Genomic DNA, 14,555 nt, shown 5'->3' on the forward strand with positions numbered 1-14,555 from the left:
AAAGATGAACCTCGAGCGGCTGCGGGGTGAACCGGAGGATCGCTACTCGACGAAGCGGATGCCGCTGGTGAGTCTCGTGCGCACATCAAAGAGTTCGTTACCACCGATGTCGCGCCCGCGGCCCAGCTCGGGGCCGGTGCGGAGCAGGTGCGCCAGCACACTCTGACGCACGACAACGGCGGGTTGCCCCTTCACTGTTCCTAGTGAAATCTGAGGCTGAGCGAGCGCATCATCGGGCACGACAATGACGTAGCAGGTGAAATTGACTTTCAATTGTCGGCTAATTGACTTCGCGCGTGCGGCAAGCTCGTGCATAGGTTTTTCTGGCGCCACGGCGGGTCCGATGAGTTCGCCGCGGCGCACCTTTACGTCGCCGCCGAAATCTTCCGAGAGCATCGCGAACAGGCCGGTAGGGCCCAGCACAATGTGATCGAGCTTGCGCTCGGGCGGTCCAGTCGAAACATCGTGCCAAATCGTGTAGCCAATGCCGAGATCGCTCACCGTGCGAGCAGTGGCTTCCTCCGCCAGCGCGTCCGCGAGGGTGCGGCGAATTTCACGAGGAGCGCTGCGAACAAGGGCGGGGTCGTAGGGGTCATCGAGAGCAACGCCACGGCCTACCCACTCACGCATACTGTCGAGAAAACGTTCGCGACGCCATCCACCGGGATGACCGTGCGTACGTGCGCGCGGACGGGAATCTTCGCGCCCTGCGGTAGACGGTCGCGCCGAAAAAGGTGAGGACGCGGCCGTGGAGCTATGCGTGCGTGAGCGTGCCCCAGCATCGTAGTGGCGTCGCTTCTCGGGGGTTCCGACGCGATCCCAAGCGTCCTGAACTGCAGCAAACCGCGTCGGGTCTCCCCCAGTGTCGGGATGCGTTTCACGAAGCGCGCGACGGAAGGCCTTCTTGAGCTCGGCTTCGGTCGCCGATGCCTGAACACCAAGTACGTCATACGCACTCGCTGACATGGGGCTATCAGGCATGAACTCACTCTCGGTGTACCGCTCGAAGCGGCAGTAAGGAAACTCCTACTTTAGCGAACGCCGCTGGCAACCTTCGGGATGTCGTGGGCGGGCGTTCAGACTGCGGGCGTAGTTTTAAAGCGTGACCGACCTCCGAAATATTCCCCTCACCACTATCGACGGCAGTGAAACGACGCTGGCCGAGTATCAAGACAAAGTGGTGCTCATCGTCAACGTGGCATCACGCTGCGGCCTCTCGCCGCAGTATGAGCAACTCGAACAGCTCCAGAAGACTTATGGTGACCGCGGCTTCACCGTTCTGGGATTTCCCAGTAACCAGTTCTTGCAAGAGCTCGGCTCTGAAGATGCCATCAAGGAATACTGCACAATGACGTGGGGTGTGACGTTCCCGATGTTCGAGAAGGTCAAGCTCAATGGCAAGTCCGCTCACCCCCTGTACGCCGAGCTGAAGAAAACTGCTGACGGCGGCGGTAAAGCGGGTCGCGTGTCCTGGAACTTCGAGAAATTCTTGGTCACGCCCGGCGACGAGGTAAAGCGTTTTCGCCCGACGGTCGTTCCGGATGATCCAGCTATTGTCGGTGCAATCGAAGCTGCTCTTCCCGCCTAGGCTAGAGAGTTATGGCTACAGACTTTATTCACGAGAAGGATGCCGACCGTTACGTCATGAACGTCGACGGGTTGCTTGTCGCAGTCGCGGACTACCGCACGAGCGACACCGCCATTTCGTTCAACCACACGTACACTCAGCCCGCACATCGCGGGAAAGGGTATGCCGCCCAGCTCATGAAGTTTGCCGTCGACGACGTCGAGTCCACGACGTCGCTGAAGATCGTGCCGATGTGCTGGTACGTTGCCGAGTGGTTCGATCGCAACCCGGAGCGCGCTGAGCTTCTGACCCGCTAGCTCCGAGCTCGGGAATGCGGCATCCCCGCATCCGCTATTTCTGGCGTTGCAGTTGAACGAGTAGTTCCGGGCCGCGTTCGTCGAGAATTCTTCCGCCGACGCGAACACCTACAACCAGTAGTGCGGTGCTTAGCGCCAGTCCGACCGCCAGTGCAACCCAACCGAGAGTCTCGTTGAAGGTTGCAAAGCCGATGATGGCGATCACCATCTCGGGCAGAGCGAGAACAGCCAACGCGGTCCACGATGCAAACATCGACAGCATGAGGGTAAAACCACCACCGGGGCGAGACTTGAACGGATTATCGCCAGGGGCAGGGACCGAGAATGCGAATCGTCCGGACACGAGAGACGACAGTGCGAGCCCGGTGATGAGTAACCCCAGTGAGATTCCGAGCATGCCGACCAGCCGATCGCCGCTATCGCTGATCCAAACGCTGGCCACTGTCAAGATGATCGTCGTGGGAACCGCGAACACGCTGACCGCGATAACTCGCCCCCATCGATCAGCTCGACCGCTCACTGCCGTCTGAAGGTGCAGGCTGAAGGCGGTGTTGTCGTACGACACGTCTGTGTAGATCGACATGCCGAGCAACACCGCAACAATCGGCCCGACGAAGAGTAGCCCGGTCAGATCCCCACTAGTGCCCGAATAGAAGAAAACGATCGCGGGAACAAGCGGGATGCTGATGAGCGACTGAGCGTAGCGTGGATCGCGCAGCCAATAAGTGAGCGAGCGTGCAGCGACTGCACCGGTGGGTGTGCCGGAAAATACCGCGAACAAACCCAACCCTCGTGAAGAGGGGGCGGTTGTGGTCGCCCCAGCGGGTCGCTCAAGCGAACGATCAAGCGCCCACCGCCACACCCCGGTAGCAGCGACCAGAGTTGCGAGACCGATGAGCGCGTGGAGCGCAGCGGCTCCGGGATGTCCTGTTGCGAGATCGCCGGGAACCGCCCAGATCGCGCCAAACGGCGTCCAGGCGATGACATCAGAAATGACGGGCAGAATCTCTCTCAGATCTCGGAAGAGTCGAGAAAGAGCAAAAACGGCAGGACCGAGCAACAGCAGGGGAATCAGCACGAGCACAGTCTTAGCCTCGCGCGCTCGACGCCCCGACGAAATACGCACGGTCAGCGCCGCGAGCATCCGTGATCCTACGACGCAGGTCAGTGCTCCGATCGCACCGCAGAAAACTGCAACCAGTGCGATCATCGGCGTCTGCCACCACACCAGACTCGTTGCAAAGGCTGCCAGCGTTGTGATGATCCCTGGCACACCGAGCACGCCGCTTGCGGCAAGGGCAATGAGCAGCGTCGTGACGGGGATGGGGAATGTCGCGAGCTTCGCTGGCTCGACAGTCTCATCAATTCCCGAACTTAATAGCGGTAGGAATGTCCAGCCGAGGATAAGAATCGCGCCGCCGATTACCGTGACAGTTCTGCCAAGGTCTGCGGGAGCCGAGCTGAGAAACACAAGGCCGACCACAGCCAGCAGCAGTGTGAACAAGCCATAGAAGGTACCGAGAATGACGGCTACTGCTTGCCACGGGCTGCGAGTCAGCGCATTGGCGAGAAGGCGAAAGCGCAGCCTTACGAGATGCGCAACCATTCCGGGCCCTTTCCCTGGCGGCGGCCACCGACAAGTTCCACGAAGCGATCCTCGAGAGTCGACGACCCGCGCACTTCATCGGTCGTTCCCGATGCCAGCACGCGGCCATCTGCAATAACTGCGACGTGGTCGCACATACGTTGCACGAGGTCCATCGCGTGGCTCGAGACGATCACAGTGCCTCCCGATTCAACAAACCCATTCAAGATGTCGCGGATGTTGGCGCCGGAGACCGGGTCGACCGATTCGAAAGGTTCGTCGAGCACGAGCAGCTGAGGGGCGTGAATCAGGGCGCAAGCTAAAGCAATTTTCTTCGTCATGCCCGCCGAGTAGTCGACAACGAGCGTTCCGCTCACGGCGTCGAGGTCGAACAGCTCGAGAAGGTCAGCGGCGCGCTCAGCAACGACTGAGCGCTCCATCCCGCTCAATAGTCCAGCGTAGGTAACGAGCTGCAGCCCGGTGAGACGATCAAAAAGCCGAACGCCGTCGCTCAACACGCCAATTCTCTTCTTGGCTTCGACGAGATTGCTCCACACGTCGAGGCCGTGAACGGCGATTGACCCTTGATCCGGCCGAAGAAGTCCCGTGGCCATCGATAAGGTGGTCGTCTTCCCCGCACCGTTGGGGCCGACGAGGCCAAAAAATGAACCGCGCGGCACGCTGAGATCGACGGAGTTGACGGCAACTTTCTCGCCAAACCGTTTAGTAAGTCCGATGATTTCGAGCGCGGGGAGATGAGTCGGGTTTTCGGGCACAGGTCTACCCTAAAACCGAACGACGCTCAGTGAAGCAATCGCCGCACAATCTCGGACGATAACCAGCAACTAGAGTCGAGGGGACGCAGTTTTCTGACGTCGCAAGCTTCTCGAAAGGGTGTCATGACGATTACTGCTGCTGCTGACGGCTCCGCGCTCGGCAACCCGGGTCCTGCCGGCTGGGCCTGGTATGTCGACGACAATACGTGGGCTGCCGGTGGCTGGGATCACGCCACCAACAATCAGGGCGAGCTCATGGCGGTGCTCCAGCTTTTTCGCGCGACGGCTCATATCGACGATGACCTGCTCATCTTGTGCGATAGCCAATACGTCATCAACTCGGTAACGAAGTGGATGCCCGGCTGGAAGAAAAAGGGATGGCGCAAGGGCGACGGCAAGCCCGTGATGAATGTCGATCTGATCAAGCAGATCGATGAAGCAATCATTGGCCGTCGCTATCGCTTCGAGTGGGTGCGAGGCCACGTGGGTCATCCCCTCAATGAAGCAGCAGATGTACGCGCCCGAGGAGCTGCCGAAGCTTTTCAGCGCAAAGCGGTATGTCCCGTCGGTCCCGGTTACCCCGGTGCTTCGGCGACGGATGCGAGTCTGCCCGGCGCAACAGACGAGATCGCTCCGCTGTTTTAGGTTGCGGTGCTGCCGCGGGCGAGTGCCCGCGGCAGAACCGAGCCAGACGACCCGGTCGCCTAGCTCGTGGCCTATTCCGGAGCGAAGAACGCGGCGATTGCGCGGCTCAGCGCTATCGGGTCAGCAACGCCGCACAGCTCGCGTGCTGAATGCATGGAGAGCAACGGCAATCCCACATCGATGGTGCGGATGCCCAGGCGAGTTGCCGTGATCGGGCCGATCGTCGAGCCACAGGGCATGTCGTTGTTAGAGACGAACTCCTGATAATCGACTCCCGCTTGCCGGCAGGCGCGAGCCCACTCAGCGGCGCCGAGGCCGTCGGTGGCATAACGCTGGTTGGCGTTGATCTTGAGTAGCGGCCCCCCGCCGAGTCTCGGACGGTTGGCGGGATCATGGCGCTCGGGATAGTTCGGGTGCGCAGCGTGGCCTGCGTCAGACGACAAACACCATGAGCCGGCGACGGCGCGCATCCGATCAGTTTCAGAACCGCCCAAACCGGCGCTAATGCGCGCGATCAGGTCGGCGAGGAACGGCCCGCCGGCGCCCGAGCGTGACGCCGAGCCGATCTCTTCGTGATCGAAAGCAACGAACAAGGGGATGTGGTCGAGCTTCGTGTCGAGCTCGAGCAGCGCGACGAGTCCCGCGTGCACCGACGACAGGTTGTCGAGCCGGCCAGAGGCGAAGAGGGCGTCGTCGAGGCCGAAGACGGCGGCAGCGGCAGTGTCGGCGACCACAATGTCATAGCCGTCGATGTCTTCCGCCGAGCGGTTCGTGGCTTTGGACGAGAGAATGGATGCGAGGTGGCCGAGCACGTCAGCGTCGTCGCGTTCGCCGAGGCCAAACATCGGGTTCATGTGCGCCTGGCGCTTGAGGGTGAGTTTGTCGTTGACGCCGCGGTCCAAGTGAATGGCCAACTGCGGGAAGCGCAAGAGCGGCCCGGTGCGCACCAGTTCAGTGCTGCCATCACGGAACGTGACTCGCCCCGCGAATTCGAGCTCGCGGTCCAGCCACGAGTTGAGCAATGGCCCACCGTAAATCTCCACGCCGGCCTGAAGCACGCCTTCTGACCCCGTCGTAGGCTTCGGCTTGAGTTTAAAACTTGGGGAGTCAGTGTGAGCGCCGAGGATACGAAAAGGCGTAGTGCCGACCGCTTTTGTCGGCTGAACCCACGCTGCGATCGCGCCATCCCGGATAACGAAGTACTTGGCGGCCTTGCGAGTGCGCGAACCGTTCCAGTCATCAGCTTCATGAAGCTCCGTGAAACCAGCGTCTCGCAATCGCCGAGCAGCTTCGGCTACCGCATGAAATGACGAGGGGGAAGCGGCGACAAAAGAGGCAAGATCGTGGACATGTTCCAGGGCAGCAGTCATGCGACTATTGTCGCACCACTCGCAGCCCCTTTCCCGCCGGGGCGGTCGTCAGCGCCCCGCCGGCACACGTCGAGAGCGGTTAGAACCAGACGCTCAACCACGGAGTCGTTGCAGAGTGAAAAATGCGCGCGACAACAGCGCCAGCACCCGGTGTGAGCTCAACGACATGGCCGCCAGTAATCAACGACGACACGGATACTCCCCCGAGATATAGCGAGCTGAGCTCGTTCACTGATAACGACACTGCTGGCATACCCTCTGGAAGATCTTCTACAGCGCGGACGGTCGGCATCCCCGCATCATCGGTTTCGAGCACGAAACGACCGTTCGCGAAACCAAGCTCGTCGCTGACCTCGAAACCGATCTGGCCGGCGCTGGAATACGTGCGGGCGTTCAGCGAGGCCGGGACGTCGAGGATGCGAAGCCACAGATGATCAATGGGCGACACGCGCGCAGAACGCATGTCGGAGAGCATCCAGAGCAGGGGTTCATCGACCGAGCGCAACTCAGCCTTAACCTCACGGACGAGATCGACTTCAAGCACATAGCGCCAGAGTGCTTCGTACGCTTCCGGCGTTTCGGCGAGCAAGTAGTCAACCGTGAGCTTGTGGTTCGAGAAATCGAGGCCGCCGCCAGCGACGCGGTACACGACGAATCCGCGCGGAGTGCCATCTTCATCGTCAAAGCGCACTACGCGAGTGTGCTTGGTGTAGTCCTCTTCGCCGGGCGCAGTTCCAGCGATCCGCTCCCACAGAAGTGGCCACGGTTTGATCTGGCCGGGGTGAGAGAGCCGAACGCGCTCGAAGACCGTAGGGGCTTCGGCAACGAACACCGATGGTGCAACATGTTGAAGCACGCCGCGACGCTCGCGTACCGGAATAGCAGCGCGTGTCGTGTCGATCGTGAGGTCGGCCGCGAAGACTGCCTGACCGAAACCGAAACGGCCGTAAATCGTGGATTCTGAGACTGTGAGCGTTGCCATCGGCAGGCCCATGTCGACCGCTGAACGCAGCTCGCCCTCGAGTAGAGCACGGGCGATACCGCGACGGCGGTGAGTGGGCGACACCGTCACTGAGCTGATTGCCCACGCGTCGATGCTGCGACTACCGGGGACAGTGACCTGTTCTGTCCACGAGCTCACCGTGGCGACCGGCACCTCCGGAGCAACCAGCTGTTTATCCCAGACACCAACGGTGCGCCGATAGGTGACACCAGCAAAAGCCGAGTCGACCTGCTCCTTCGACATCGCTGGACCGTGAAAACCGCGAGAGTCAGCTTGGAACCATGCCTCGAAGGCAGCTCGATCGGAGGTGTCTACGAGATCGTACTGAAACCCACTTGCGGCGAGAGAAGCGGCCGAAGTGAGATCAACAGGATGGTGAGCAAAGTCGTTGGTCATGCACCAACGATATCGCGAACTTTACTGAATGAACCATGGCGGATAAACGGCCACCTTGGTCTTAAACGAAGCGCCATCCAGCAACGCCTTAACACGCTCGCGAGCCTTGTCGCTCGCCACGCCCACGAGCTGAACATCGTCGAACGCGAACGAGCCATGGATGAGCACTTCGGCATCGTCGGTAAGTTCGTCAGCCCGAAGGTTGCCGAGCATGCGCGTGATTGCGGTTTCATCGGTTGCAAAGCGGGTGAGGCTGGCTGCGGCATCGCCGTCAGCTAACACAGCGTCTTCGCCGAGAGCGCGAACGGTGCTCACGAGAAAGACGAAATCCGTGGGGGTAGCGGTGCGGGCGGCATCCGACCAACGAGGCTCGACGGCCCCGGCGCGCAGTTCACGCCACGACGTGGATTCTGGCACGAGGCTGAAGGGAACATAGCGGTTGACGGGCTCGCCGGTGGTCAGCGCTGCAGACTCTCGAAGCTCACGAGTGAGTGGAGAACTGATGTCAAGGATTGCGTCTTCGATCGAGGCCGCGGCAACGAGCTGGCCTTCTCGGAGAATGCTCTCGAGATTGCTGATGTGAGTGACGTGGTACACGCGCTGATCAGAGAGTGAAGGGACCTTCGCACTGGAGGCCCGAGGCGTACCGGGAACTCGCTTAGAACGAGAAGGGCTGCTGGCGCGCGTTACAGGCTTGACAGGGACTGCTTTAGGGAAGCAGGAATCGCACAGGCCATTTTCGAAGCCGTGGATACACTCGGTGCCAGACATAGGGTCCTCTCTCGGAGTTCAGAAATGACCTCCGTATCCAAGGTACGGCAATTATCGACGCTGTATTGCCGACTCTGCACGTCGAGCGAGTTCTCGAAGAAGAGTTTCATGGCTGAGGTCGAAGCGTCGTGGTTCGGTATCGAAGACGCAGATAGCTCCAACGATGTCGCCGTGGGGATTGGTAATGGGAAAGCCAGCGTAGAAACGGATACGCGGTCCTCGCACCACCCAGGGATGATCGGCGAAACGCTCGTCTTTCAGTGTGTTTTCCAGCACTACGAGACCGCGCGTAGTGAAAGCGCGGCTACAGAAGGCGCCTGCCTCTTCGCGTCGCATATCCCCTACTCCAGATATGGAGGTGAACCAGTGCGCTTCTTGATCATGGAAAGTAACCGCCGCTCCCGTCGTGTCAAAAAGCACTCGCGCGGATTGTGTGATCGTGGTCAACGAGTTCGAGACTGCTGTCGTGGTGAGAGTCGTGTTGTCGAGTACAGCGAGAGGCGTTGCAGTTGAAGGGATCGAAGCCGGTGGCAGCGCAACGCGAGTGAGTTGCGCAGCCACGGCTGGTGCGACCTCTCGAGCCCAGTGCGCGTAGGTCGGGCTGTCAAGAAGAACCTCAGTCGTGCCTTCTCTTACGGTCGCGGCAACGAAAGTGACGCTGGCGCGAGCGGCACACAGTTGCTCGCTAATGTCGTTCAGGTTCTGGATGTTGCGGTTGATAACTGCCACAAGTGGCGAGGGCAGCGAGACAAACCCATCGATGGGAGCGATGCCCAAGATCGAAGTGTGGAGAGCACCACCGCCGGAATCTCTGATGGTGTCGAGCAGGGTTGTGACCGCGCGGCGCCAACCGAAGAGCGAACGAAAATGAAGAACTTCGCCACCACCGAGGGTCAGCACGAGTGCATCGTAGCGATTCAAACGTGCCCAGTTAATGACGACGCCAACGTCGGCGTTAGACATGGTCGGATCTGAGACGATATCGACGCTGCACCCCCGGCGCGTTAGCGCCGATAGCTCGCGGGCTAGATGGCCCCCAAGACCGAGCTCATGAGTATGCACTCCGAGACCGGAGGATTTTCCGGGGCCCACGAGCAGCACTTTGTCGGGGTCTGGGCCAATCGATTCGGCGCGCGGATTGTCGCTCGGCGCAATGAGCGCCCGCCAACGTTGCGGATAAACCGCGAGCCACAGTGTGATTATCGGCCACGCCAATAGCGCAGCATAGCTACGAAACAATCGAGTCCCCACCTGAATCCCCAGACACGGGCACTCTAGGCTGCTCAGTATAGAGTTGAATACTTTTCAGTACCAGCAAGACTGAGGAAAAATGAGATTATTTGCGTGCAGCCTTCGCGGCGCGCTCGGTCTTCACGCGAGCATTTTCCTCATTCACGGCGGCGTGAACGGATCGCTCGGCAACTAGCCACTCTGGCATCTCAACGAGGAGCGCTTTGATTTCAACGGTCGTCATGACGTCGGGTGCGCCAGCGCGCGCAAGCCCGGACGCTGAGACACCGAGCTTCTGGGCTACAACCGAGCGAGGGTGCGGACCATCAGCGCGCAGTTTTGTGAGCCACTCCGGTGGAGTGGCAAGAAGTTCAGCAAATACTTCGCGGCTAATTTCGGAATCACGGAACTCTTCCGGAGCGGCGGGAAGGTAAATTCCTAGCTTCTTGGCGACTGTTGCGGGCTTCATGGTCTGGACTGGCACCCCCCAAGACTAACCTGAACACATGCCAACATCATTCACTGTCGCCTTTGTCCTCGGGGCGACGCCCGGCAAATGGTCGCGAGTCTGGCGGGAGCGGCTTCCGGAGAGCCCGATCGAGTTGGTGCCCAGCGAGCAGGCGGAGGCGTTGGCGATGCTCGCAGCAGGCACTGCTGACGTAGCACTCGTGCGTTTGCCAATTGATCGTGCTCTCGACAGCGACCGCCCGTTGGCGGCAATCCCGCTCTATACGGAGCGCGCCGTTGCTGTCATCCCCAAAGATCACGAACTGGCTCAAGGGAACGAAATACCTCTCGCTGAACTTGCTGCTGTGCAACTCATCGATGACGAGTGGCGCGCCGCAGTCGACCTAGTTGCGGCCAATGTTGGAATCACGGTGATTCCCCAAGCAGTTGCCCGCGCTCTCATGCGCAAGGACGTCGTCTCGCGAATCGTCAGTGACGGCCCAGAGTGGCAAGTCGCCGTAGCCTGGCGCGATGGTTCCGTAGATCCCTTGGTCGAAGAGTTCATTGGGATCGTGCGGGGCCGCACCGCCAAAAGCTCGCGTGGCACCGCCGGCGGAGCAGAAGCGGAGGAGGCGGAGTCGCCGAAGCGGGCTTCCCGAGCATCCGGCACAAAGAAAGCTCCATCGCAGCGCGCTGCCGCCCGGTCGTCCGGGGCTAAAGCGGCGCCGAGGCGCCCAGACCGGCCTGCATTTAACCGAAACAAACGCCGTAAGGGCTGACGTTGTTTGCTTAGCCCTCGGAAGGGCGCGACGGGAACTGGGCTACTACAGCGGGAACAAGGCTTGCTGCCCACTCCTGGTAACGCGACCGACCCTCGATATTTTCTGCGTCTTCAGCGGCCGGCCCAAACTCGATGCGGTGAACGCGATCGTGCGCGCGCGCGATTGATTGCAGTTGATCGTTAAACCCGTTGGCGGTGTGAGCCATACGTCGTTGATAGGTCGCGGTAAAGGTCGACATTTTCGGAGTGTTGCAGTCAACCAAGAAAATTCGAGTGTTGGTGCTTGATTTCTCGAGCACGTCGGTGACAAGTGCTTCAAGCTGATTGCCCCACAGCTTGGGAGGAGTGAGCGAGAGAATTTCGAGGGTTCCGAACGACAGAATCACAATGTCAGCGTCGTCGAGAACGCGGGGCGTCAGCCTCTTTCTGGCGCTCTTCGCTTGGAGCCCGGGAGCAGTGACGGTGATGACTTGGGTTCCGCGTTGCGTTCGTGACGTCAGTGCGCGAGCAAAAGAGCCGCCCAACGCTAGTTCGTGAGATGCGACGCCGTATCCGATGACGATTCCCGAGCCGCACAGTACGACTTTGTGGGGATTAGGGCCTTCAGCACGAACCATAGCGGCGTCTTTGGGGCGTGGGTAACCGCGCCAAGAATTGGGTGAAACGCGCACCCACATAAAGATGAAAATCTTCATGATGACGTGTTCTAGGGTGGCGAACATTTCGCGAACTCCGTTTCGGGTAGCGCCGGAGAGGGTCGAAGGGGTGAGGTTCAACGAAGCTTCCCGGCGGGACGGGTTGCTCTAATTAGGCGAAGATTATCACCGAAAAACCGCCATTCCTAGAGCAGAGCCCGAAATGATCGCGCTCTCACCTCTGCGCTCAAGAAAAAACGTCGCGTTGTGCGCCGATCACGCCGCTGTCGCAAAGCATAAGGAAATGCTCTTGTGGCGCTCCACTAGCGGCTGCTGATGTGTGCAAATTTGCGCACCGCGAGAGGAACGAAAATCGCAAGCATGACGGTGATGCCGATGAGCACCGTGAGCACAGGATGCTGTTGCGTCCACACCTCAGACTGGGCTGAGCCGGCAGGTGTATTGCCGAAAAGCTCGCGAGCCGCTTGCACGAGAGCGGAAACCGGGTTGAACTCGGCAAAAATTCGCAGCGGAGTAGGCAGCGTTTCGGCGGGAACGAAGGCGTTGGAGATGAACGTCAGCGGAAAGAGCACCAGAAATGACACATTGTTGATAACTTCGGGGCTGCGCACGCTCATGCCGATATAGGCCATGACCCACGAGAGCGCGTAGGCAAAGAGCAGCAGGAGAGCAATCGCGGCAATCGCCTCGAACGGGCTCGATTTGATGCGCCATCCCACGATCAAACCGGTCGCCATCATCACGATCATGGAGATCGAGTTGATGAGAAGGTCGCCGTTAGTGCGGCCGACCAGCACCGCTGAGGGGCTCATGGGTAGGGTGCGGAAGCGGTCGATGATGCCGTCTTTGAGGTCTTGTGCCATCGCCGACCCGGAATAGGTGGAGCCAAAAACAACGGTCTGCGCAAAGATGCCGGCCATGATGAATTCGGCGTACGTGCTGCCCGGGATATCGATGACACCGGCGTAGACATAGGTAAAGAGCAGCACGAACATGATGGGCTGCAATGTCGTGAAGACCAGGATGTCAGGCACGCGCTTGATCTTGATGAGGTTACGTCGGGTGGTGATCCAGCCGTCGTTGAGCCAATTCATCAAAGGCGAAGCTGTGGCGGTGCTCGGCGTCGCGGTGGGAATGGTGGCGGTCATTTCTGGGCTTTCTGTGCTGATGCGGCTTCCGAGGTGTCCGCAGTAGTTGCTGTGTCGTCATCAGAGCTAGCCGAGTGACCGGTGAGCTTGAGGAACACATCATCGAGAGTGGGGCGTCGCATGCCCGCGTCGTAGAGCGGGATGCCACGGCTGGCAAACTCGGTAAGGATGAGCTGCAGCGCGGCGGGGGCATCTTCTGCGTTGACGGTGAACCCGCGGCCGTCGAGGCTCACGGCGGGTTCGGTGCTGCCGAAGCGCGTCAAAATCTCGCGGGCCGCGGGCGCGTCATCCTGAGACACCAGACTGAGTTCGACGCGCTGACCGCCGATGGATGCTTTGAGTTCGTCTGAGGTTCCTTGGGCGATGACGGCACCGTCGTCGATCACGGAAATGCTGTCGGCGAGCTGGTCGGCCTCTTCGAGGTACTGGGTAGTGAGGAGCACTGTCGTGCCCTCCCCCACGAGCGTCGTAATGATGTCCCACATGCCGATGCGGCTGCGGGGGTCTAGCCCGGTGGTCGGTTCGTCGAGGAAGAGTACCGGTGGTCGCATTACGAGGGCGCCAGCGAGGTCGATGCGACGACGCATACCGCCGGAAAATCCCTTGACCGGGCGGTTTTGGGCTTCGGTGAGGTCGAAGAGGTCGATAAGTTCGCGTGCTCGTGCGCGCGACTGCTTGGCGCCGAGATGGTAGAGCCGGCCCACCATATCGAGGTTTTCGAAGCCAGTGAGGTTCTCATCGACGGCAGCATACTGCCCGGAGACCCCGATCATGGGGCGAATACGTTCGGGGGATGCGATCACGTCGACACCATTGATGGTTGCTGTGCCGGAATCAGGGCGTGTCAGCGTGGTGAGTACCTTGACCGTGGTGGTTTTTCCCGCCCCGTTAGGGCCGAGAAGTGCCGTCACTGTGCCCTGAGGGACCTCCAGATTCAGTCCGTCGAGGGCATGCACCGGCGCAGCCCCTTTGGGCGTGTACGTCTTCTTGAGGTCTATTGCTTCGATATAACTCACGGAGTAACGCTAAGCGATGGCGGTGACATCCGAAAGACACGCCGGTGGATGTCGTACGCAATTGACACACTCGAACATATGTTCGAATATGAACAGGTGTCCCCTGTATCCGCCTCTGCCGCTTCAGCGACCGCTGAAGGCCTTTCTGCTGCGGAACGCGTGGCTGAGTTGCAAGCTCGCATCGGCCAGATGCAATCTCGCACGCTCAGCTCAAAGCTCATTCCCACTCACCCCGCTATTGCTTCGCTGCTGCCCGGCGGTGGCTTGCAGCAAGGCAGCGTCTATTCGGTTGATAGTTCGGCGATGCTCCTGATGACACTCTTGGCGGCGCCCTCCGCCGCCGGATCGTGGTGCGCCGTTGTAGGGGTGCCCGAGTTCGGTATTGAAGCGGCCCACCGTTTCGGGGTCGACCTTGAGCGACTCGTGTTGGTGCCGCATCCGGGAGATCAATGGATGGCCGTCACAGCAGCGATCGCCGACGTAGTCGACGTCGTGGTGGCGCGGCCGCCCCGGCGCGCATCAGACTCTGCGGTCGCCAGGCTCGCTTCGCGCCTACGACAACGCAAGTCAACGCTGCTCATGGTTGGCTCTTGGCCGCAGAGTGAAGCGATGCTGTCTCTCGGCGAGAGTCACTGGCACGGCATTGGTGATGGCCACGGGCACTTGGCCGCGCGCGAGGTCACGATCACGGTCACGAGCAAGAGCACGGGCCGCCCCCGCAGCGCCCGAGTGTGGTTGCCGGATGCTGCGCAGACCGTTCGTTCGTACAGCGCTGCCGACTCCCCTGCCGTATCGGATGTGGCTCCCCCGCAGTTGAGGCCGGTTCAACACCGGGTGTCGGCATGAT

At 60.4% G+C, this 14,555-nt stretch carries 16 protein-coding genes; 5 read left to right on the forward strand and 11 right to left on the reverse strand.

Translation table 11 applies throughout. The annotated features are described in order from the left end of the window. Positions 1-42: 42 nt before the first annotated feature. Complete coding sequence (locus tag ESZ53_RS02440; RefSeq protein WP_129071381.1) at positions 43-981, reverse strand: DnaJ domain-containing protein; 939 nt, start codon at positions 979-981, stop codon at positions 43-45. A 121-nt stretch (positions 982-1,102) separates the two neighbouring features. Between ESZ53_RS02440 and ESZ53_RS02445 the strand changes: the two genes are divergently transcribed. Together ESZ53_RS02445 and ESZ53_RS02450 are read left to right on the forward strand one after the other, a co-directional pair. Further along, positions 1,103-1,588: a glutathione peroxidase gene (locus ESZ53_RS02445; protein WP_129071382.1), complete on the forward strand. Its 486-nt coding sequence runs from the start codon at positions 1,103-1,105 to the stop codon at positions 1,586-1,588. Positions 1,589-1,599: 11 nt separating this feature from the next. Further along, the gene (locus tag ESZ53_RS02450) at positions 1,600-1,884 is read left to right on the forward strand and encodes a GNAT family N-acetyltransferase (protein WP_129071383.1); all 285 of its coding nucleotides are present in this window, start codon (positions 1,600-1,602) and stop codon (positions 1,882-1,884) included. A gap of 34 nt (positions 1,885-1,918) precedes the next feature. Here the strand turns inward: ESZ53_RS02450 and ESZ53_RS02455 are convergent, their stop codons facing one another. Then, complete coding sequence (locus ESZ53_RS02455; protein WP_129071384.1) at positions 1,919-3,490, reverse strand: transporter; 1,572 nt, start codon at positions 3,488-3,490, stop codon at positions 1,919-1,921. Then, positions 3,472-4,245 (reverse strand): ABC transporter ATP-binding protein, encoded by a 774-nt coding sequence (locus ESZ53_RS02460; protein WP_129071385.1) that lies wholly within the window; start codon positions 4,243-4,245, stop codon positions 3,472-3,474. The genes ESZ53_RS02455 and ESZ53_RS02460 overlap by 19 nt, the downstream gene beginning before the upstream one ends. Positions 4,246-4,368: 123 nt before the next feature. Between ESZ53_RS02460 and ESZ53_RS02465 the strand changes: the two genes are divergently transcribed. Next, positions 4,369-4,890, forward strand: a complete 522-nt coding sequence (locus ESZ53_RS02465) for an RNase H family protein (protein WP_129071386.1) — start codon at positions 4,369-4,371, stop codon at positions 4,888-4,890. A 71-nt stretch (positions 4,891-4,961) separates the two neighbouring features. Here the strand turns inward: ESZ53_RS02465 and ESZ53_RS02470 are convergent, their stop codons facing one another. The 5 genes from ESZ53_RS02470 to ESZ53_RS02490 form a co-directional block, all read right to left on the reverse strand. Then, complete coding sequence (locus tag ESZ53_RS02470) at positions 4,962-6,260, reverse strand: M18 family aminopeptidase (protein ID WP_129071387.1); 1,299 nt, start codon at positions 6,258-6,260, stop codon at positions 4,962-4,964. Positions 6,261-6,339: 79 nt separating this feature from the next. Continuing rightward, complete coding sequence (locus tag ESZ53_RS02475; RefSeq protein WP_129071388.1) at positions 6,340-7,659, reverse strand: GNAT family N-acetyltransferase; 1,320 nt, start codon at positions 7,657-7,659, stop codon at positions 6,340-6,342. 21 nt (positions 7,660-7,680) lie between these two features. Next, on the reverse strand, positions 7,681-8,256 hold the full coding sequence (locus ESZ53_RS02480) for a DarT ssDNA thymidine ADP-ribosyltransferase family protein (protein WP_168187176.1): 576 nt from the start codon (positions 8,254-8,256) through the stop codon (positions 7,681-7,683). Positions 8,257-8,481: 225 nt separating this feature from the next. Then, on the reverse strand, positions 8,482-9,645 hold the full coding sequence (locus ESZ53_RS02485; protein ID WP_129071390.1) for a GAF domain-containing protein: 1,164 nt from the start codon (positions 9,643-9,645) through the stop codon (positions 8,482-8,484). 121 nt (positions 9,646-9,766) lie between these two features. Continuing rightward, entirely contained in the window at positions 9,767-10,129 is a 363-nt protein-coding gene (locus ESZ53_RS02490) for a DUF5997 family protein (RefSeq protein WP_129073465.1), read from the reverse strand. A gap of 37 nt (positions 10,130-10,166) precedes the next feature. Between ESZ53_RS02490 and ESZ53_RS02495 the strand changes: the two genes are divergently transcribed. Continuing rightward, positions 10,167-10,886 carry a LysR family transcriptional regulator substrate-binding protein gene (locus ESZ53_RS02495; RefSeq protein ID WP_129071391.1) on the forward strand — a complete coding sequence of 240 codons (720 nt, stop codon included), beginning with the start codon at positions 10,167-10,169 and terminating at the stop codon, positions 10,884-10,886. Between the two features lie 10 nt (positions 10,887-10,896). On the opposite strand, the gene ESZ53_RS02500 is transcribed toward ESZ53_RS02495, so the two are convergent. From ESZ53_RS02500 to ESZ53_RS02510, 3 genes are all read right to left on the reverse strand, one after another. Beyond that, on the reverse strand, positions 10,897-11,610 hold the full coding sequence (locus tag ESZ53_RS02500; RefSeq protein ID WP_129071392.1) for a GDSL-type esterase/lipase family protein: 714 nt from the start codon (positions 11,608-11,610) through the stop codon (positions 10,897-10,899). Between the two features lie 236 nt (positions 11,611-11,846). Then, a complete protein-coding gene (locus ESZ53_RS02505) occupies positions 11,847-12,692 on the reverse strand; it encodes an ABC transporter permease (RefSeq protein ID WP_129071393.1) in 846 nt (281 codons plus the stop codon). Further along, a complete protein-coding gene (locus ESZ53_RS02510; protein WP_129071394.1) occupies positions 12,689-13,708 on the reverse strand; it encodes an ATP-binding cassette domain-containing protein in 1,020 nt (339 codons plus the stop codon). Before ESZ53_RS02510 ends, ESZ53_RS02505 begins: the two co-directional genes overlap by 4 nt. A gap of 96 nt (positions 13,709-13,804) precedes the next feature. Between ESZ53_RS02510 and ESZ53_RS02515 the strand changes: the two genes are divergently transcribed. After that, the gene (locus ESZ53_RS02515) at positions 13,805-14,554 is read left to right on the forward strand and encodes a hypothetical protein (protein ID WP_246837359.1); all 750 of its coding nucleotides are present in this window, start codon (positions 13,805-13,807) and stop codon (positions 14,552-14,554) included. The last annotated feature ends 1 nt before the right edge of the window (position 14,555 follow it).

Origin of the sequence: Salinibacterium sp. UTAS2018 (assembly GCF_004118935.1) — a bacterium.
Lineage (GTDB): Bacteria > Actinomycetota > Actinomycetes > Actinomycetales > Microbacteriaceae > Rhodoglobus.